The organism is Bacillota bacterium (assembly GCA_023511455.1).
Lineage (GTDB): Bacteria > Armatimonadota > HRBIN16 > HRBIN16 > HRBIN16 > HRBIN16.
Genome location: JAIMBJ010000009.1, coordinates 1 through 18939, shown reverse-complemented (window position 1 = coordinate 18939; position 18939 = coordinate 1). Strand labels below are relative to the sequence as shown.

The 18939-nt window shown below is 59.7% G+C and carries 20 protein-coding genes; 12 read left to right on the top strand and 8 right to left on the bottom strand.

The features are described 5' to 3' along the window. Positions 1–157 precede the first annotated feature (157 nt). The 11 genes from K6U75_07310 (at position 158) to K6U75_07260 (ending at position 11035) form a co-directional block, all read left to right on the top strand. The gene (locus tag K6U75_07310; protein ID MCL6474844.1) at positions 158–691 is read left to right on the top strand and encodes a hypothetical protein; all 534 of its coding nucleotides are present in this window, start codon (positions 158–160) and stop codon (positions 689–691) included. Continuing rightward, positions 664–1908 carry a hypothetical protein gene (locus tag K6U75_07305; protein MCL6474843.1) on the top strand — a complete coding sequence of 415 codons (1245 nt, stop codon included), beginning with the start codon at positions 664–666 and terminating at the stop codon, positions 1906–1908. The genes K6U75_07310 and K6U75_07305 overlap by 28 nt, the downstream gene beginning before the upstream one ends. Continuing rightward, positions 1905–2594 carry a hypothetical protein gene (locus K6U75_07300; GenBank protein MCL6474842.1) on the top strand — a complete coding sequence of 230 codons (690 nt, stop codon included), beginning with the start codon at positions 1905–1907 and terminating at the stop codon, positions 2592–2594. Before K6U75_07305 ends, K6U75_07300 begins: the two co-directional genes overlap by 4 nt. 99 nt (positions 2595–2693) lie before the next feature. Continuing rightward, entirely contained in the window at positions 2694–3230 is a 537-nt protein-coding gene (locus K6U75_07295) for an HIT domain-containing protein (protein ID MCL6474841.1), read from the top strand. After that, positions 3190–3846: a uracil-DNA glycosylase gene (locus tag K6U75_07290; protein ID MCL6474840.1), complete on the top strand. Its 657-nt coding sequence runs from the start codon at positions 3190–3192 to the stop codon at positions 3844–3846. The genes K6U75_07295 and K6U75_07290 overlap by 41 nt, the downstream gene beginning before the upstream one ends. A gap of 165 nt (positions 3847–4011) precedes the next feature. Beyond that, a complete protein-coding gene (locus K6U75_07285; protein MCL6474839.1) occupies positions 4012–5364 on the top strand; it encodes a VWA domain-containing protein in 1353 nt (450 codons plus the stop codon). Further along, entirely contained in the window at positions 5361–6605 is a 1245-nt protein-coding gene (locus K6U75_07280) for an FHA domain-containing protein (protein ID MCL6474838.1), read from the top strand. The genes K6U75_07285 and K6U75_07280 overlap by 4 nt, the downstream gene beginning before the upstream one ends. Next, positions 6589–7488 carry a Stp1/IreP family PP2C-type Ser/Thr phosphatase gene (locus K6U75_07275; protein MCL6474837.1) on the top strand — a complete coding sequence of 300 codons (900 nt, stop codon included), beginning with the start codon at positions 6589–6591 and terminating at the stop codon, positions 7486–7488. Before K6U75_07280 ends, K6U75_07275 begins: the two co-directional genes overlap by 17 nt. 3 nt (positions 7489–7491) lie before the next feature. Next, positions 7492–9165: a protein kinase gene (locus tag K6U75_07270; protein MCL6474836.1), complete on the top strand. Its 1674-nt coding sequence runs from the start codon at positions 7492–7494 to the stop codon at positions 9163–9165. A gap of 263 nt (positions 9166–9428) precedes the next feature. Continuing rightward, positions 9429–9869, top strand: a complete 441-nt coding sequence (locus K6U75_07265; protein MCL6474835.1) for a cytidine deaminase — start codon at positions 9429–9431, stop codon at positions 9867–9869. 2 nt (positions 9870–9871) lie between these two features. After that, entirely contained in the window at positions 9872–11035 is a 1164-nt protein-coding gene (locus tag K6U75_07260) for a mannitol-1-phosphate 5-dehydrogenase (GenBank protein MCL6474834.1), read from the top strand. A 41-nt stretch (positions 11036–11076) separates the two neighbouring features. Here the strand turns inward: K6U75_07260 and K6U75_07255 are convergent, their stop codons facing one another. From K6U75_07255 to K6U75_07220, 8 genes are read right to left on the bottom strand one after another with little or no spacing between them, the layout of a single operon-like run. Beyond that, positions 11077–11397, bottom strand: coding sequence for an iron-sulfur cluster assembly protein (locus K6U75_07255; protein ID MCL6474833.1), 321 nt, complete (start codon positions 11395–11397; stop codon positions 11077–11079). A gap of 12 nt (positions 11398–11409) precedes the next feature. Then, positions 11410–11829: an SUF system NifU family Fe-S cluster assembly protein gene (locus K6U75_07250; protein ID MCL6474832.1), complete on the bottom strand. Its 420-nt coding sequence runs from the start codon at positions 11827–11829 to the stop codon at positions 11410–11412. Then, entirely contained in the window at positions 11819–13075 is a 1257-nt protein-coding gene (locus tag K6U75_07245; GenBank protein ID MCL6474831.1) for a cysteine desulfurase, read from the bottom strand. Before K6U75_07245 ends, K6U75_07250 begins: the two co-directional genes overlap by 11 nt. Positions 13076–13100: 25 nt before the next feature. Further along, positions 13101–13430 (bottom strand): non-heme iron oxygenase ferredoxin subunit, encoded by a 330-nt coding sequence (locus tag K6U75_07240; protein ID MCL6474830.1) that lies wholly within the window; start codon positions 13428–13430, stop codon positions 13101–13103. Positions 13431–13438: 8 nt separating this feature from the next. Then, on the bottom strand, positions 13439–14767 hold the full coding sequence (gene sufD, locus K6U75_07235; GenBank protein MCL6474829.1) for a Fe-S cluster assembly protein SufD: 1329 nt from the start codon (positions 14765–14767) through the stop codon (positions 13439–13441). Further along, positions 14767–16179 (bottom strand): Fe-S cluster assembly protein SufB, encoded by a 1413-nt coding sequence (gene sufB / locus K6U75_07230; GenBank protein MCL6474828.1) that lies wholly within the window; start codon positions 16177–16179, stop codon positions 14767–14769. Before sufB ends, sufD begins: the two co-directional genes overlap by 1 nt. After that, positions 16180–16962 (bottom strand): Fe-S cluster assembly ATPase SufC, encoded by a 783-nt coding sequence (gene sufC, locus K6U75_07225; GenBank protein ID MCL6474827.1) that lies wholly within the window; start codon positions 16960–16962, stop codon positions 16180–16182. It lies immediately after the preceding gene. A gap of 6 nt (positions 16963–16968) precedes the next feature. Continuing rightward, the gene (locus tag K6U75_07220) at positions 16969–17487 is read right to left on the bottom strand and encodes an Rrf2 family transcriptional regulator (protein MCL6474826.1); all 519 of its coding nucleotides are present in this window, start codon (positions 17485–17487) and stop codon (positions 16969–16971) included. Positions 17488–18021: 534 nt separating this feature from the next. Here K6U75_07220 and K6U75_07215 point away from each other — a divergent pair. Next, a complete protein-coding gene (locus tag K6U75_07215; protein MCL6474825.1) occupies positions 18022–18609 on the top strand; it encodes a CPBP family intramembrane metalloprotease in 588 nt (195 codons plus the stop codon). Positions 18610–18939: the final 330 nt, after the last annotated feature.

The following is an 18939-nucleotide window of genomic DNA, read 5'->3' as shown; positions in this document are numbered from 1 at the left end:
TGACAAACGGCGTTTATCTATGCTAACATTCCCACAGTCAATCCGAAGTGATGACGACCAAGAAGGGCGGAGATACCCCAGACTGCCCACTGTCTGCCCTCACGGAAGCCTTCACCTCTCGTTGACCATATTCTTTCCAAAAAGGAGGGTTTCATCCATGCGTAACCTGCGCACGGCGCTGATGCTCTCCCTGCTTCTGTGTTGCAGCGGGAGCATCATGGCGCAATCTTTCACCTATCAGGGAATGCTCAAAACTTCGGGCATCCCCGCGAACGGCAGCTACGACTTGCAGTTCAGCCTCTGGACGGCGGCTTCTGGAGGCTCGCAGGTGGGTTCTACGCTTACTCGCACCGGCGTTTCCGTGCAACACGGGCTGTTTACCGTGTTGCTGGACTTCGGCCACGTGTGGGACGGCAATGACCGCTTCCTGCAGATTGCGGTGCGTCCAGCAGGTTCTGGCAGTTACACCACGCTGTCACCGCGCGTGAAGGTCAACCCGACACCGTACGCGGTGTATGCTGGCTCGTCAGGTTCTTCGCAGCGCCCGTGGCAGACGGCAGGCAGCAATATCTTCTACAACGACGGGAATGTCGGGATTGGCACAAACAGCCCATTTGCCCGCCTGTCGTTAGGTGGCGATAACGCCAACACGAAGCTGGCGATTTGGCAGGGCACGGGTACAACGATGTGATGGGCTTCGGCGTCGGACCTGCCCAGTTTCGGCTTCACCTGCACAACGCCACCAACCGCTTCTCGTTCTTGAACGCGCCCGCGGGCAGCGAGGTGATGACCATTCTGGGCAACGGGCGTGTCGGCATTGGCACGAGCAGCCCTGCGGAGCGATTGCACGTTGACGGTAATATTCGTCTTGCCAATGATTCCGGCATTTTCGGATTGGGTCTGCTGATGGGCTACAATGGCTTGAAGCTCTACGGCGATGCAACGGGAGGTCCGGACCTTTACATCACGTCCGCTGGCAATGTTGGGATTAGCACGCTCAATCCGCAGGCGCTCTTGCATGTGGCTGGCAATGCCTACTTTGCCAATCCCGATAACCACACCACGTTTCAAATTCTGCCAGGCAACCTATTCGGGCAAAGCCAAGCAAACACCGCCACTTTGGAGATTCCCGGCAACGGCATCATCGGCATCTGGGACACTCTCCGCACGACGGGCGACCTGAATGTCGGAGGGAGCTACTTCTCGCTCGGCGGCGGTACGGACCCGACTTGGAGCCGCGTGCGGGCTCTCGTAAGCGCCGCGGGTGGGGGCTTGTATTGGGGCGATGTGGAAACATTGGGAGCCAACGGAAGCATCAACGTGGTTCTAACCGTACCTAGCGATTTGCCCAACCATGGCTATATAGCCGTTCACGATGCCGCCGGTGCCATGCAGGCACGTATCTATGTCAATAGCGATGGGCATGGAGTACTGGGAGCCGACCTAAAAGCCTTTTGCGTACCAGACCCCGAGGACGCGACTCGCGACATCTGGTACGGATACATCGAAGGTCCCGAAGTCGCGATGTATGTGCGCGGCACCGCTCGCCTTGTGAACGGGCGCGCCCGAATCGAACTGCCCGACCACTTCCGCAAACTCGCCGATGAGCAAGGCATGACCGTCCAACTCACGCCGCTCTCCCCCGACTCTCAAGGGCTGTGCGTTGTGCGCAAGAGCTTGGACGGCATCGAGGTGGCGGAACTGCTCAACGGGCGGGGCAACTACGAGTTCGACTGGGAAGTGAAAGCCGTGCGCAAAGAGCATCGCGCCTTCCAGGTGTACCGTTCGTGGGACGAGGCGCTGCCAGGCGGGATTGACCCTGCCGAGGCGTGGGAGGCACGCCTGCAGTCGATTCAGGAGCGTCAAGCGCGCCAGCAAGCAGGCGCGAACAAGGGAGTGCAGCGATGAGATGGCGTGGGCTACTCGCACTGACGTTGCTCGCGTTGACGGCGGTGCAGGCACTTGCCCAATCGGGAGGCGGTTATGACCTCTCGTGGGGCGTTATCGCAGGGGGAGGCGTCACCTTCAGCACCGGCGGCAACTACTCATTGGGCAGCACCGTCGGGCAACCCGTCGCCATCGGGGCAAACCCGCTGCGCGCAGGGGGTAACTTCGACCTCACCGACGGCTTCTGGTTCGTGCGGTATGCCACTCTCTCGGGCAGGATCACCCTGCGCGACTTTGCAGGTGATGTGACACTGGTTCCCGTCGAGCTGCAGATTCGCGCCGCAGGCAGTGTCACGCCTCTGCAGGTGCATACGCTGTCGCTGAACGCATCGGGGGACTACTCGTTGGTGGCTCCGTTAGACGGGGTGTATGACCTGTCGGCGAAGGGGTCGCACTGGCTGCGTCAGACGCTGGCTGGGGTGTCGGTGTTCGGGGCGGCGACGGCAGACTTCTCGTTGTGGAATGGGGACATCGACGGGGACAACGAGGTGACGCTGTTTGACTTTGGCGCGCTGGTGGCGGCATTCGGTTCGATGCCTGGCGATAGCAACTGGAGCGCGGAGGCAGACTTAGACGGTGACGACGAGGTAACGCTGTTTGACTTCGGCATTCTGGTGAGCAACTTCGGGGCGACCGGAGACGACTAGCGGCTCGCAGGGTGCGCTAGCTGCCCCCTCCCACATAGCCCCCTTGACCCCCGTGCCCGCATACGGTAAACTGAAAGCACATCTGCAAGGAGTTATGGGATGACGGGACGTTTGTGGGCGCCGTGGCGGATGCAATATGTCGCGTCGGCACGCCAAAAGCCAGAGGGATGCCTGTTCTGCCAGAAGTCGCGCGAGCCGGTATCTGCGGACAGCATGGTGCTGTTCCGGGGGGAATATGCTTTCGCGATGCTGAACGCCTTTCCCTACACCAACGGCCACCTGATGGTCGCGCCCGTCCGCCACACCGCGGACATGAACGCACTCACCGACGCCGAACTGCTGGAAATCGCCCGATTCGTGCGCCACTGCGTGAACTTATTGCGAGAAGCATACCATCCGGATGGTTTCAATATCGGCGTGAATGTGGGCAGGGCGGCGGGGGCAGGCATCGAAGACCACATCCACTGGCACATCGTGCCCCGCTGGAACGGCGACACCAACTTCATGCCGGTGCTGGCAGACGTGCGTGTCATCCCCGATAGTCTCGAAAACACCTATGCGAAACTCTGTGACGCTTTGAGACGGCTTGATGGCGATGGAACTGACACTGGACCTGTGGGGCGTGGAGAACCCTGAGGAAGAACTGGAGAAGGTGCGCAAGCAGGCGTTGCAATGCACTGCCTGTCGTCTGGCGGAAACCCGCACGAATGTGGTGTTTGGGGAAGGCAACCCGCGTGCGCCGCTAGTATTTGTAGGCGAGGGACCTGGCGAACACGAAGACGCTACCGGTCGTCCGTTCGTGGGACGGGCGGGCGCATTGCTGGACCAGGCGTTACGCGAGAACGGGCTGAGCCGCAAACACGTGTATATCTGTAACGTTATCAAGTGCCGTGCTTCCATCGTGGAGAATGGGCGTGTGCGCAACCGTCCTCCCTATGCCGACGAAATCGCCGCGTGCCATAAGTGGCTTGACCTGCAGTTAAGCATCATCCAGCCGTTGGTGATTGTGTGCCTGGGTGCGCCTGCTGCTAACACGTTAATCCACAAGAACTTTAAGATGACCCAAGAACGCGGTATCTGGTACCCCTGCAAGTATGCGAAATACGCGATGGCGACGCTTCATCCCGCATACATCCTGCGCCAGGAAGGCGAAAGCTACCAGCAGAACTATCGGCTGCTGGTTCAGGACATCGCCGCCGCGCGACAGAAGGTGATCGAAGCCAAAAAGGAACCCAAAACCACCCTGTTTTAGTCTAAAAGCTAGTGGTAAAGCAACCATGCAAAAACACATCCGTCGTCGCAGGCTTTATACTGCGTGTGGATTGGCGTACCTTAAAGCGGGCGGCTACATGATATTGTCATGATAGGTGTCCTACCGAACGACGCACCGTGTCCGGAAAGCGAAAGGGGGCAGTATATGGAGGATTTGACGCAACGCATCGAACCATACGGCACTCAGCGGACCCAGCAAATCTCTCCCTTCGGTGAGCGCACCCAGCAGGTAGGCGCGGGGGCACCCACAGTGATGGGCGCACCCATGCGCGCGTTGCAGATGGAGTGCCTGCTGGGTCGGGAAGTCGGCAACGCCTACGGTGGTCGGGAACACCTGCTGGTGGAAATCACCGGAACCAGCGCGGGTGTGGGCAGGCGACTGCCCCTGAACCTCTGTCTGGTCATCGACCGCAGCGGTTCGATGGAGGGGGAACCCATCGACTACGTGAAGCGCGCCTGCGGCTATGTGGTCGACCTGCTTGACCAGAACGATATCCTGTCCATCATCACCTTCTCGGACACCGTAGACGTGGTGATGCCCGCGCGGCGCGTGGTGAATAAGACTCTCATCAAGGAGCATATCCAGCGCATAGACATCGGCAACACGACCAATCTGTACGACGGGATGCTGGTCGGTTGCCAGCAGGTGGCAGCGGTGATGAGTGAGCAGGTATTGACGCGCGTGCTGGTGTTCACCGACGGAGAGCCGACATCGGGCATTAAAGATTTCGCGTCTATCGTGCAGCTGGCGGCGGAGCAGAAAGCACGGGGCATCACCATCACCGTGCTGGGCTTTGGACCCGAGTTCAACGAGGAGCTGCTGGCGGGCATCGCGCGGCGCAGTGGCGGAAACTACTACTATATCCAGCGCCCCGAACTCATCCCCGAGGTGTTCCGGCGCGAGCTGGAGCTGCTGATGACCGTCGTGGCGAAAAACGTCCGGCTGATACTCACCTTGCCGCGCTTCACGCAGACACGGCAGGTGTATGGCGCGCAGCCCAACGTGCAGGGCAGGGTGGTGGAAATCCCACAGGTGGACATCGAGCGGGGCGCAGTGGTCACGCAGCTGGTGGAGTTCGACCTGCAGATGCGCCCGCCGGGCAAATATCGTGTGGCGAAGGTCGCGCTGGCGTATGACGACACCATCACGGGCAGGGTGGAACGCATCGAGGCGGATGCGGTCATGGAGTTCACGCAGGATGTCTCGCGCATTCCACAGGCCATCCACCCGCGCGTGCAGCGCGAGATAGAGATACAGCAGCTCTCGCGCAATCTGGAGCGTACGGTGATGGGCTTAAAGACTCAGCAGCTTTCTGCGGCGGAGGTGCGACAGGAGCTGGAGCGTACCATGGCGATGCTCACTCGACAGGGCAGGCTGCAGGAAGCGCAGGAGATACAGCAAGCACTCTCCGCACTCGGCTCCGACACCAGTGTGGTGGAGAAAACGCTGATGGGAACCGCTTACTCGCTGGAGGTGGGAAAGAGTAAACAACCATGAGTACCTTTGACCCGCATGAAGACCTGTACGCGCTGCTGGAGGTACCACCCGATGCCTCCGATGAGCTGATTCGAGAGCAGTACCGCAAGCTCGTACAGCAGTATCTGTGGGACCGGGAGAAATTCGCGCGGCTGAACCGCGCTTTTGAGGTGCTGAGCAACCCGGACCTGCGCGCGGAATACGATAAACAGGCGGCGATTGCCCGTCCACGCCCCGATGTGAGCGCACTGGCGTCCGCCGCCGCTCCCGAGGTGGTACCGACCGTTATCGGCATGCCCGCGCAGGAGATGCTGACGACCCAGCAGATTGCGGATGTGCAGCGCACGCAGATGGGGCTGCGTGTCACCTGCCCAGTGTGCAAGACCGAGACTTCAGCGGTCGATGGCTATTGCGAGGAGTGTGGCTTTGCGCTGGAGGGAGCAGAGGGCGTGCAGGAGGTGCCTGAGCTGCCGCAGTCCGAGTTGCCGACGCTTGTGGACGCGGCAGGGAGCGTATATTCGCTGCGTCCGGGCGTCAACACGGTAGGCAGGTTGAACGCCGACGTCTTGCTTTCCGACCCCAGCGTTTCACGAAGCCACGCACGCATTGTCGTGCAGGACGGCGCGGTCACCATCGAGGACGTGGGTAGCACCAACGGCACCTTTGTGAACGGGCAGAAGCTCACCCCGCAGGTACCCGTGCCGCTGGTGGATGGCGCGGAAATCGCCTTTGGAGGGACGAAGTTGACCCTGCGGATGCCGGGGGCGGCTCCTGCCCTGCCTGCAGCAGAGACCACCCTTGCCGCCTCCGCACCGGTGACCCAAACGTTGACGGTAACCGCGGAGGAGGATTTTGCTGGGGTACCGGAGGCGGAGGAAGAGGCGGAGGTGGTGGCTTACTGGTGCAGCGACGACGGCACGATGCGCATACCGCTGTCGCCGGGCATGTACACCATCGGGCGCAGACCCAGCAACCACATCGTCATACCCGACCCTTACGTTTCCGGCAACCACGCGATTTTGCTGGTGGAGCCGGACCTGGTGAACATCGAGGACGTGGGCAGCACCAATGGTACCTTCGTGGACGATACCAAACTCATCCCGCACGTCGCCGCGCCATTGCCCTTCGGGGTGAAGGTGCAGATAGGGCAGGGGACTTTCCATCTGGAGGCGGCACAGCCGTCCGCAGTCATCGAGCAGGAGGCTGCCGACACCGCGGAGACCGTCAGTGAAGAGGCAACGGAAGATGCAGAGCAGTCATAGCAGGCAATCGGTGAACGACGAAGTAGAGATTACCGCCAAGTTCCGGCGCAGCGAGGTGCTGGCACAGCCTCCGCGTGAGCCAAAAGCACAGCCGGACATCGTACCCTTCGTGCGGTTCGGAGCGAAGACCGACCTGGGCAACGTGCGCGAGAACAACGAAGACAAGTATGACTTTTTTGAGCCGACAGAACCCATGCTTCTGGCGGAACGCGGCAGCGTGTATGCGGTGTGCGACGGCATGGGCGGGCACAGCGCAGGGCAAATCGCCAGCGAGCTGGCTCTGAAAACCTTTCTGAAGGCGTATTATGATTTGGAGCTGCCCGATATCAACACCGCTCTGTTTACAGCGGTGCAGGCGGCGAACGCGCTGGTGCGTGAGGTGGCGCAGTCCATCCCGGGCAGGCGAGGCATGGGCACGACGCTCACGGCGGCAGCGTTGTGCGAAGGCGAGGCACACGTTGTGCACGTGGGCGACAGCCGGTGCTATCTGGTGCGCGGTGAGGTCATCGAGCAAGTCACCGATGACCATTCCTACGTGATGGAGCAGGTGCGGCAGGGGTTACTGTCGCCGGAGGAGGCACAGTATTCGCCCTATCGCAACGTCATTACCCGTTCCATCGGGATGGAGGTGCTCGAACCGGACATCTACCGCGTGCCTTTGCAGGCGGGCGACCGGCTGGTGCTATGCACCGATGGGCTGACCACGCACGTGCCCGACGACCGCATCGCGGATGTGGTGCGCACTCACTCGCCGTCGGCGGCGGCGCAGCGGCTGGTGGAAATGGCGCTGGAAGAAGGCGGCTCGGATAACGTCACGGTAGTGGTGGTGCACATTCTGGAACTGTTGAGCTGGGAGCAGGCACGGCAGATAGGCTGGGTGTAAGGGATGAACACCTCGGTGAACACGCTGGGCAAATATCAGATTGTACGCGAAATCGCCCGCAGCAACGACATCGTGTGGGAGGCGGTAGACCCCGAGCTGGGCCGGCGCGTGGCGATTAAGGAGCTGAATCTGCCCGAAGGCGTCACCGAGGTGCAAAAACAAGAGCGCATCAACCGCTTCCTGCGCGAGGCGAAGGCGGCAGGACGGTTGAGCCACCCCAACATTGTGACCATCCACGAGGTTGGCGTCGAGAACGGTCGCCACTACATCGTGATGGAGTATCTGGAGGGCGAGAACCTGCGCGAACGCCTGCAGCGTCAGGGAGCAATCCCCCTGAAAGAGGCAGTGGACATCACCCTGCAGGTGCTTGCCGCGCTGGAACATGCTCATCGGATGGGGGTGGTGCATCGCGACATCAAGCCCGAAAACATCCACCTTTTGCCGGACGGGCTGGTGAAGCTGACCGACTTCGGCATCGCCCGCATCGTGTTTGAACCCAACATCACCATCGACGGGCAGATTTTCGGCACGCCCAGCTACATGTCGCCGGAGCAGATCGAGGGGGGCGAAATAGACGCGCGCACCGATATCTTCTCGATGGGTGTCGTGTTGTATGAGATGCTCACCGGTCGCAAGCCTTTCACCGGCGAGAGCATCGTCACCATTACATATAACATCATGCACAAAGAGCCAACGCCTCCCCCAGGAGTGCCGTATGGCATCGAGCGGGTGCTGATGCGCGCGATGGCGAAGCGTCCGATAGACCGCTATTCCTCCGCGCGCGAGATGGCGGAGGACTTGAAGCGGGCGATGGAGCCGGGTTCGCTGGTGATGCCCGCGCCGCCTCCTGTGATTGGTTCGCCCCCTCCGGTGGCGTCACCGGGCTCGTCTTCGTTACCACCCTTGCTGAACCCGGTGCCAAACCCTGCGTCAGCCGGGGGGCAGGTTTCCTCGCTCCCTCAGGTGCAGAAAAAGCCTCCGCCGCCCTTGCCCAAGCCACGCGAGCCCTGGTTGTCGCCAAGGGAGAGTGAAGCCATGAAGCAGATGATACTGGTCTTATTCCTCGGTTTGCTCATTGTGCTGATTGCTTACGGCATCAACATTGCCTACGAGCGCTATGCGGAATTGCAGCGCCTGGAGGCGCTCAGCACGCAGATGAGCGATGGGGTGAAGCTGGCACAGGCAGGCAACTATCGGGAAGCACTGGCACGTTTTGTCAACGTGTTCCAGAATGGAAGGTCGGATGACGTTCGAGCGGTAGCCGGGCGCAACGCCGCGGTCTGTTTGGTGCATCTGGGGGACGAAGCTCTGCAAATGGGGCGAACCGACCTGGCGTTGCAATACTACCAAACAGCGCTGGAGTATGACCCGCACTCCACCGCCGCTCGCCAGAGGGTGGATCAGGTATCTCGTTTGCACTCAGGCAATCTGGACGTCGCCCCGCCGATTGCGCCACCACCCGCTGTGCGTCCGAATGGCTCTTCGCCTGAGCCTCCGCCACGCCCGCGTGGCAACGAGCAACTGGCAATGGAACTTTACCTGCTGGGTCTGGAAGCATACCGGCGCGGCGACCGCCTGGGGGCAGTAGACCTCTGGCAACGGGCGATTCAGGCTGCTCCCGGCTCCGATACCGCCAAACTGGCAATGGAGTCTATCCAGCAGATGACCGCAAGATAGTAACAAATGGTAGCCGATGCGGTGCGCTCCCATTTCGGGGCTGACGGTCAATGATCGATTTTCACCGCCTGCCCTGTTTCTGCCGAGCGAAACGCCGCTTCGATAATCTGGATGGCTTTGCGTATCTCTTCGGGTTCGCCTCCTGAGAGAGTTGCTGTGTACTTTTTCCAGCAACAGGGTAAACATCCTTTGCGGGCTAAAGTATAATAGCGGGACAGTAGCAGGCGCCATGGAACGAGGGCAGACGGAGGCAGGGAGAAACTGTGAGTAACCGGCAGAACATATGCGAAGAGTTACTGGCAGCGGCACGAGAGGCACGCCGCCACGCCTACGCACCCTATTCGGGCTATGCGGTGGGGGCCGCTGTCTATGGTGAGGACGGACGCATCTACACCGGCGCGAACGTGGAAAACGCCAGCTATGGTCTCACCGTTTGCGCCGAGAGGGTGGCGATATTCCGTGCGGTCAGCGAAGGGGCACGTCGTATCCGTGCGCTGGCAGTGGTCACACCGGATGGCGGCACCCCCTGCGGCGCGTGCAGGCAGGTGCTGGCGGAGTTCGCCGACGAAGATGTGATAGTCTGGTGTGCCTCCGAAGAGGTGGCAGGCGTGCAGGAGTACGGCTTCAGTGAACTGCTGCCACATGCTTTTAGCCTGCCTCAGCGGGTGTCCAGCGAAGATGAGCTGATTCTGGGAGGAACGTAGTGATGGAGCGCGTTGCGGTGCAGTTCGGTGCAGGTAACATCGGACGTGGTTTCACGGCTCAGCTGTTTCACGAGTCCGGGTATGAGGTGGTTTTTGTAGAGGCTGTGCCGTCGCTGGTGGAGGAGATTAACCGCCGCAAGAAATACGTGATCCACATCGTAGACAATGGAGAAGAGGTAGAGATTACGGACATCCGCGCCGTTCACAGTGAGGATGTTCAACAGGTGGCACAGGAGGTAGCTCGCGCTGGCATTGCCTGTACCGCGGTGGGTGTCCATGCGCTCCATCAGGTAGCGCCTTTGCTGGCATATGGTATTGCTCTGCGCAGCCAGCGTCCCGATTCTCTCCCCCTGAACATTCTCATCTGCGAGAACCAGATTGATGCAGACCAGATATTGTATGAAAAAGTTCTGGAGCATTTACCTGCTGAACTGCACGAGTATGTGCGCTCGCAAATCGGTTTTGTGTTGTGCGTGGTGAGCCGAATGGTGCCTGTCATGACCCCCGAAGAGAAGCGGGCGGACCCGCTGACGATCAAAGTGGAAGCATATAAAAGGCTACCGGTGAACGCGCGGGCAATAAAGGGTGAGATTCCGTCTATCGTTGGTCTGGAGCCGGTGCAGAACTTTGCAGGTTATGTGGAGCGCAAACTGTTCGTGCACAATGCTGCCCACGCTACGCTTGGGTACCTGGGATGGCTGAAGGGCTATACCTACGTGTATGAAGCGATGAAAGATGAATGGATACGTTCCGTGCTGGATGAAGCCATGCAGGCGGTGAGCGAGGTTCTCGTCCGCAAGCACGGGTTTACCCCTGAAGAGATGCGGGAACATGTGCAGGACCTGTACCGTCGTTTTGAAAGCGTCGCACTGGGTGACACGGTAGCACGGGTAGCGCGTGATCCGGAGCGCAAGCTGCGCCCCGACGACCGACTGGTCGGGGCGGCAAGACTGCTATGGGAGCACGGCGTGGAACCGAGGGCTCTTTGCATCGTCATCGCCGCCGCTTTGCTTTACGACAACCCCGAGGATGAATCCGCAGTGGCACTGCAGAAGCGTATCGAGCAGGAGGGCGTCTCCGCGGAACTGGAAAGGCTGACCGGCATCACTGCCGACATGCCCATGCACCAGTGCATTCTGGATGCGTACGCCCGGCTGAAAAACTAAGCAAACGCTTGCACTGCAGACAGTCGCTGATGCGGGCGCGTCTACTCCCAGATGCCCAGCGCCAGCTTTGCCTCTTCACTGCAGTGGACGCGCGGATCCCAGCGAGGTTGCCAAACCAGCTGCACGTACGTTTCCTTCACAAAGGGCAACTCGGACAGCCGGTCACGAATCATCTCCTCCAGCATGGGTCCGATGGGGCAGCCGGGGCTGGTCAGCGTCATGGTGATAAGCACGTTGCCCTCGTCATCCCTGTCGATACCATATACCAGACCCAGATTGATGATGTCGATACCCAGCTCCGGGTCGTATACGGTCATCAGCCGTTCACGGATTTGCGTTTCCTGTTCTTGCGTCAGTGCCATACCGCGCTCCCGTTATTTGCTGAGAATCTCCTCCAGAGTCGTCCATGCCAGCAGAGCGCACTTGATACGCACCGGGTAGTTTTTCACCCCTTCTAACGCGCTCAGGTCATCCTCTTCGTCGAAGGGTTCGTGCGGTGCGCCTGTGAGCATGGCTTTGACCCGCTCCTGCAGCACCTTTGCCTCTTGCAGGGTCAATCCGCGTATCGCTTCCGTCAGCATGGAAGCAGACGCCTGGCTGATAGAACAGCCTCGCCCCTCAAAACGTGCTTCCACAATCCGGTCGCCGTCCGTCTTTAAATAGAGCGTGAGCTCGTCGCCGCACAAAGGGTTCATCCCTTCGGCGGTCAGGTTAGCATCGGGCAGCGCACCCTTGTAACGCGGATGGTGATAGTGCTCCAGAATGATTTCACGGTAGAGTTCGTCATCCAGCATATTTGCCAAAGACCTTCCTGACGTCGTCTAGCGCCTGTACAAATGTACGGATCTCCTCTACCGTATTATACAGGTAAAAGCTGGCGCGTGCGGTCGCGGTGAGGTCCAGTCGGCGCATTATCAGCTGGCAACAGTGATGTCCGGCACGGATAGCGATACCGCGTGCGTCCAGTATCTGCGCCACGTCGTGTGGGTGGACGTGCTTGAAGTTAAACGAGACCAGCCCGCAGCGGCGCCGGGCATCGCGCGGTCCGTAAATGACGATGTCCTCTTCGTCCTCCAGCAAGCGCAATGCCTCTGCCGTGAGTTGTTGTTCATGCTGCTGGATGGCTTCCATACCGACCTGTTGCAGGTAGTCCACCGCCGCGCCGAAGGCAATCCCGTCGGCGATGTTGGGTGTTCCGGCTTCGAACTTGGTGGGGATGTCTGCCCACGTGCTGAACTGGTGCGTCACGCGGCGGATCATGCTACCTCCACCCAAGAAGGGAGGCATCTCTTCCAGCAGTTCGCGCCGAGCGTACAGCGCACCGATACCCGTGGGTGCCAGCATCTTGTGCCCGGAAAAAGCGTAGAAGTCACAGCCTATCTGGCCGACATCGACGGGCTTGTGCGGAACCGCCTGTGCGCCATCAATCAGCACCTTGGCGCCCACTGCGTGCGCCTTTCGGGTAATCTCTTCCACGGGGTTCATCGTGCCCAGTACGTTGGACACGTGGACGATGGTGACCAGCTTCGGTTCCAGCTTCAGCGCGTCGTCGAGAGCCTCCATGTCCAGCTCGCCCTCTGGTGTGAAGGGAACGTAGTGCAGTTGTACCCCCGTGAGGCGAGCAATCAGCTGCCAGGGCACGATGTTGGAGTGATGTTCCATCTCGGTCAGCACGACGCGGTCGCCGCTTTTCAGGTTTGCCAGCCCCCAGGCGTACGCCACCAGATTAATCGCTTCGGTGGTGTTGCGGGTGAACACCACGCTCTCCGGCTCCGCGCCGATGAACCGTGCCACCTTCGCGCGAGCAGACTCGTAGGCTTCGGTAGCTTCTTCCGCCAGTGTGTGCAATCCGCGATGCACGTTGGCGTTGGTAAACTCGTAGTAGCGTACCAGCGCGTCGATGACCTGGCGCGGCTTCTGGGATGTCGCGGCGTTGTCCAGATAGACGAGTGGATGCCCGTTGACACACCGTTGTAAAATCGGGAAATCGGCACGGATTGCCTCCACGTCGTATTCTAACTGCGTTTGCAGGGATGTCATCATTGAAACCACCTCCTAACCTGTCTCAGTCCGAACCGGTTTCCTCATCCGGCAGTTCGATGTGTATCTCACCGTCGTCTACAACCACGTTGTAGGTCCTGACCGGCTTCGTGGCAGGAAGGGTCAGTGCCTCTCCGGTTCGGATGTCGAAGTGCGCCCCGTGCTTTGGGCACTCGATCTCGTAATCCATCAGTTCGCCCTCGCTTAGCGAAGCCAGAGCGTGGGAACAGGTATCGTCGATCGCGTAGAACTCATCAGGAGAGGGTCGGCAGAGAGCTATCCGCCTGCCGTCCACCTCAACAGCCAGTGCCCTGCCGACCCCCACCTCCGAGACGCTGGCTACCCGGATGCGCATCGCCGTCCTCAGAACCTCCTGCGGGCAATCTTTTCATCCACCTTCGCGCTGACCATCTCGCGCAGGCTTTTCGCCGGGATGCGGTCCAGCACCGGCTGTAAGAAGCCTTCCACAATGAGTCGTTTCGCGTCGCGCGGTGGCATCCCTCGGCTCATCAGGTAGAACATTTGCTCTGTATCTACCGGTGCAACAGTGGCGCCGTGCGTGCAGCGCACATCGTTTGCCTCAATCTCCAGATTGGGCAACGTTTCGGCGTGTGCCGAACTGCTCAGCACCAGATTTTCGTTGCGCTGGTAGGCGTTTGCCTTCTGCGCGCCCGGATCGATGCGTATCAACCCGCTATACGCGGAGTATGCCTGTTCGTCCAGCGCGACTTTGAAGAGCAGGTCGCTGGTGGTATTGCCGACGGTATGCAGCTGCACCGTGTGGTGGTCGAAATGCTGGTTACCGTCACCGAACACCACACCCAGCATATCGCTGACCGCGCCTGGAGAGCACAGCACAGACTCTATGGTGGCTTTGCTCAGCGACGCACCCAGAGCAACGGTAATGGTGGTGAGGTGGGAATCCCTGCCCAGCACTGCCCTCTGGTGGTGGAAGTATTCCATACCCTGTCCCCACTGCTGGAACAGCACATAGGTGAGCTCTGCGCCTTCGCCGAGAACCAGATCAGCCACGCCGCTGCCGAAGGTGCGCGTGGACAGGTCTGGAGAGACCATGCCGTCCAGTAAGGTGACGCTTGCACCGTCTTCCAGAATCACCAGCGTGTGGGGGAACACCGCGTGCGCCTCTTCCACCGCAAAGAACGCTTGGAGGGGAAGACTCACCTTCACCCCGGGCGGCACAATCAACACCGTGCCGCCAGTTGCGTAGGCACGCGCCATCGCGGTGAATTTCTCATCGGCTGGGTCATAATCCACGGTCTCTAAAGCCCGGCGGATGACGTCGGGATGTTGCTGCACCGCCTGCGACCAGCTGGTGAACACCACCCCCGCTTTGCGCACGCTATCGGTGACGCGCTCGTAGACCAGCGTGCCATCCAGAAAAGCCAGCGTGCCGCCGATACGCCGAGTGGCTCCGTGGATAGTGGCGTCCAGCCAATCAGGTAACGAACGATGCTCGGCGGGCAGGGCGGGCGCGATGTCCTCCAGCACCAAGTGACTGATGTCGGTGCGCCGCCAGTGCTCGTGCGTGCGCGGGGGAGTGGGCGTCTCCCGGAAGCGATGCCATGCCTCGCGCCGGTGCGCCACCGCCCACTCCGGCTCCGCTAAGTGCCGACCGATGGCTTCTATCAACTCCAGCCCCGCAGGGCTGGTGGTGGTCAAAGTCTCCTTCATTAGCCGACCGAACCCTCCATCTCCAGAGCGATGAGACGGTTCAGCTCCACCGCGTACTCCAGTGGCAGCTCCTTCGCGAACGGCTCGAAGAAACCGTTGATAATCATGGTGGTGGCTTCCTCCTCGCTCAGTCCGCGGCTCATCAGGTAGAACAGCTGCTCCTCGCCCACCTTGCTGACGGTAGCTTCGTGCTCGATGCGCACATCGTCCTCTTTCACATTCATGGTGGGATAGGTGTCGGAACGCGAGAACTCATCCAGCAGCAGCGCGTCGCAGCGCACGTTGCACTTGACACCGACCGCGCCCTCATCCACCTGCACCAGCCCGCGATAGGTGGTTCGTCCGCCACCCTTGCTGATGGACTTGGAGACGACGGTGGACGTAGTGTATGGCGCGGCATGGACGACCTTCGCGCCTGCGTCCTGATGCTGCCCCGGACCGGCGAAGGCTACCGACAGGATGTCGCCGCGCGCGCCTTTACCGACCATATAGACGCTCGGGTACTTCATCGTGAGCTTGGAACCCAGATTCCCGTCCACCCACTCGACGGTAGCGTCCTCGTAAGCCACTGCTCGCTTGGTGACCAGGTTGTAGACGTTTTTGGACCAGTTCTGCACGGTGGTGTAGCGGATGTGTGCGCCCTTCAGCGCCACCAGTTCCACCACCGCCGAGTGCAACGAGTCGGTCGAGTAGATGGGCGCGGTGCAGCCCTCGATGTAATGCACGCGGCTGCCCTCGTCGGCGATAATCAGGGTGCGCTCGAACTGCCCCATATTCTCCGCGTTGATACGGAAATACGCCTGCAGTGGGATTTCCACATGCACCCCCGGTGGAACGTAGATGAACGAACCGCCAGACCACACCGCCGAGTTGAGCGCAGCGAACTTGTTGTCAGCGGGGGGTATCACCTTGCCGAACCAGCGGCGCACCAAATCGGGATACTCGCGCAAGCCCGAGTCCATGTCCATGAAGATAACGCCTTGCCGCTCGAGGTCTTCACGGATGGAGTGGTAAACCACCTCCGACTCGTATTGCGCGGAGACACCCGCTAAGAACTTGCGTTCCGCCTCGGGGATACCCAGCTTCTCGAAGGTGTTTTTAATCTGCTCGGGCACCTCGTCCCACGTCCTGCCCTGCTTCTCAGCGGGTTTGATGTAGTAGTAGATGTCGTCGAAGTCGATTTCGCTCAGCAGCCGCGTATTGCCCCAGGTCGGCATTGGCTTCTTCAGGAATATCTCCAGGGCGCGCAGACGGAACTGGCGCATCCAATCTGGCTCGCCCTTGAAGTGCGAAATCATCTCCACCACGCGGCGGTTAAGACCCTTCTCCGCCTTGTAGACGTACTCTATCTCATCGCGAAAACCGTACTGGTAATCGGTGCCGACATCCAGCAAAGACTGCGGTGCTGCCATTTAACCCACCTCCTGTAGTGTTTTCTCCTCGACGCCTGGCTCTCGCAGGATCCAGTCATAGCCGCGCTGCTCCAGCTCGTGTGCGAGGCTCTCATCGCCGGAGCGGATGATGCGCCCGTTCACCATCACATGCACGAAGTGCGGACGGATGTAGCGCAGGATGCGCTGGTAGTGCGTGATGAGCAGGACGCCCGTATCCTCGCCAGCGATTCGGTTGACGTTTTCGGAAACGATGCGCACCCCATCGATGTCCAGCCCCGAGTCGGTCTCGTCCAGAATCGCCAGCTTGGGCTTGATTAAGCCCATCTGCACGATTTCGAGCCGCTTCTTCTCACCGCCCGAGAAGCCTTCGTTCACGTATCGGCTCCCGAAGCTGTCGGGCATGTGCAGGGCGCGAAACTCCTCTTTCAGGGCGTTGCGGAACTCCCGTGCGCTCATCTCCTCACCACGCAGCGACTTCAGCGCGCTGCGCAGGAAGTTCGCCACGCTCACGCCAGGAATGGCAACGGGATACTGGAAGGCGAGAAAGATACCCGCACGGGCGCGCTCATCCACCTCCATCTCCAGCAGGTTCTGTCCCTCGAACAGCACCTCGCCTTTGGTCACCTCGTAGCGCGGGTGTCCCATCAAAGTGGCAGCGAGCGTGCTTTTGCCCGAACCGTTGCGTCCCATCAGCGCGTGGATCTCCCCGCGGTTGACGGTGAGGTCCACTCCACGCAGAATCTCTTTACCGTCCACGCTAACGTGTAAGTCGCGAATCTCCAGAAGCGGTTGCTGGCTCATCGTGTTTTATCTTCCCTCCGACGATGTTTGGATAACTTCTGCTGGCTGGCGTTCCGAGAGGGAGATTGTGTTGTCCGTCCGTGAAAGGATGGATGGTACCAGCGGACGTGCCTCTCCCTCCACCAGGTGTTTCAGAGTGATACGGTTGAAAACCACCGACAGGTAGTCCGCGACAAAGCTCCACACAGAATGGAGCTCGCAGCCGCCGTGATGCACGCAGATTTCGCGGTCGCCTGAGAACTGGCTGCACAACGAGTCTGCAATCAACACCCCGCCCAGCGCGTCCAGCACCTGCCGAAGGGTAATCTGGTCGGCAGGGTAAGCCAGTCGGTAGCCGCCCTGTGCGCCTCGCACGCTTTCGGTCAAGCCTGCGCGGTTCAGCAGGTAAAGCAGCTTCTCCACGTAGGCGACGGAAAGCCCCTCATATTGCGCAATCTGGCGCACATTCACGGTCTCGCCAAACGGCTTGCGGGCGAGGTGCATGATGCAGCGCAGTCCATATTCCTCTTGCGCGGTGATTTTCACCCCTTCTCAACCTCCACCCATATTATGGCTAATCCTTACAAAAAAGTCAAGTATCTCTGAGGGTGTTCGATAAATCCTGCAGACATCCTGTATCCATAAACACCACAAAAGCTGCCATCCCCAACCAACTGCACCACACCCATAACCGTCCCCCCTGCGTGTAACCCACCACTGCCGCTTTCACATGCGCACACTGCAGACGCAACGCGTCCCCACGCCAATACTGCGACACAAACACCCCAGCATACCCAAAACCCGTGCCGTCCGCAAAAGCACACCGCCTCGCACCAGTCAGCGTCTCTAACGCGATACCCTGCTGTGCTAACCAATCACCCTCAGGATCCCGAGCAGCTGCATGCGTTCTTGCATCTGCCCGAAAGTGTGGTAAAATAAGGTCCAAATATCACTTCGCAGGCGGGGAGCGATGTGATGGAGCGACTACCAACGCGTTACCTCCCTCTCACTCTGCTCGGGTTCGCAGGTGCTTATCTCACCAGGTTGGTAATACTTCCACCACAGCAGCTGGCACCCATATTGCATCTGGATCCAACGATTGCCTCCCTGCTGGTATACGTGTTGTGGTCAGCAGCAGGCGTTGGGCTGATAGCGTGGTTGTTGGGGCACGAAGGGTTCACGTGGAAACATCTTGGCTGGACAGGCCAGATGAGCCTGTCCAGCACTGTCGCCGCTGTGACGTGTACCCTGCTTGCTATCGCGTTGTGGGTGCCGGTTAAATCGTTTACCGATATGGTTGGTATTCCGTACTACTGGGACCCCACCAGGCGACACTTCATGAATCCACACTCGCCACAGGATTTGGTGACAGTATTTGTGCTGGGAGTATTGTGCGTGCCCGCTTTAGAGGAAACGCTGTTTCGCGGTTACCTTCTGTCTGTATTGTATGAGCAGTGGGGTGCTTTTCTCGGTTTGCTAGTGCATAATCTCGTTTTCGCCGCCATCCACGGTTACTATGGTGCGGGGCTCATGGTATATATCTTCGTCTGGGCGATGTTTCCGGCGTGGTTGTTTCTGAGGTATCGTTCGCTTTACCCATGTCTTCTCATGCACGCACTCAACAACGTGTTTGTGGACATCGTGGTGCCAGTGTTTCTCGCTAGATAACCTCAAGCTCACCCTTTTTCAGTTCCCCTGCCACCTGGTTGTACCATCTCATCCAATGTCACGCCAGTAGACATGAGGTTCACGCGTGTTAGCAGGTCTGTCTTGCCCAAAGCACCAGAGGCAACCTGCTCTTCGCATAAGCCGTAAAAAAGGAATTACGGCAGTCTACCTGCGTAATAAAAATAGGACTTACGCAGTTGCGATGGGCACCTGACGGGCCATGTATTTTTCAACGACTGCGGAGACGATTTTATGTCATGCTGAAGTCTATGTTGTTTGTCAAGGGCTACCAGCCGCTACCCCCCCACAGCGGGCATATACTCAGACACG

Bases quoted from the DNA above. Each gene is read 5' to 3' on its own strand.
- K6U75_07245 (MCL6474831.1), bottom strand. From the start codon at position 13,075: ATGACATCCCTGCAAACGCAGTTAGAATACGACGTGGAGGCAATCCGT.
- sufB (MCL6474828.1), bottom strand. From the start codon at position 16,179: ATGGCAGCACCGCAGTCTTTGCTGGATGTCGGCACCGATTACCAGTAC.
- sufD (MCL6474829.1), bottom strand. From the start codon at position 14,767: ATGAAGGAGACTTTGACCACCACCAGCCCTGCGGGGCTGGAGTTGATA.
- K6U75_07300 (MCL6474842.1), top strand. From the start codon at position 1,905: ATGAGATGGCGTGGGCTACTCGCACTGACGTTGCTCGCGTTGACGGCG.
- K6U75_07290 (MCL6474840.1), top strand. From the start codon at position 3,190: ATGGAACTGACACTGGACCTGTGGGGCGTGGAGAACCCTGAGGAAGAA.
- K6U75_07255 (MCL6474833.1), bottom strand. From the start codon at position 11,397: ATGGCACTGACGCAAGAACAGGAAACGCAAATCCGTGAACGGCTGATG.
- K6U75_07260 (MCL6474834.1), top strand. From the start codon at position 9,872: ATGGAGCGCGTTGCGGTGCAGTTCGGTGCAGGTAACATCGGACGTGGT.
- K6U75_07280 (MCL6474838.1), top strand. From the start codon at position 5,361: ATGAGTACCTTTGACCCGCATGAAGACCTGTACGCGCTGCTGGAGGTA.
- K6U75_07285 (MCL6474839.1), top strand. From the start codon at position 4,012: ATGGAGGATTTGACGCAACGCATCGAACCATACGGCACTCAGCGGACC.
- K6U75_07275 (MCL6474837.1), top strand. From the start codon at position 6,589: ATGCAGAGCAGTCATAGCAGGCAATCGGTGAACGACGAAGTAGAGATT.
- K6U75_07310 (MCL6474844.1), top strand. From the start codon at position 158: ATGCGTAACCTGCGCACGGCGCTGATGCTCTCCCTGCTTCTGTGTTGC.
- K6U75_07240 (MCL6474830.1), bottom strand. From the start codon at position 13,430: ATGCGCATCCGGGTAGCCAGCGTCTCGGAGGTGGGGGTCGGCAGGGCA.
- sufC (MCL6474827.1), bottom strand. From the start codon at position 16,962: ATGAGCCAGCAACCGCTTCTGGAGATTCGCGACTTACACGTTAGCGTG.
- K6U75_07270 (MCL6474836.1), top strand. From the start codon at position 7,492: ATGAACACCTCGGTGAACACGCTGGGCAAATATCAGATTGTACGCGAA.
- K6U75_07295 (MCL6474841.1), top strand. From the start codon at position 2,694: ATGACGGGACGTTTGTGGGCGCCGTGGCGGATGCAATATGTCGCGTCG.
- K6U75_07250 (MCL6474832.1), bottom strand. From the start codon at position 11,829: ATGCTGGATGACGAACTCTACCGTGAAATCATTCTGGAGCACTATCAC.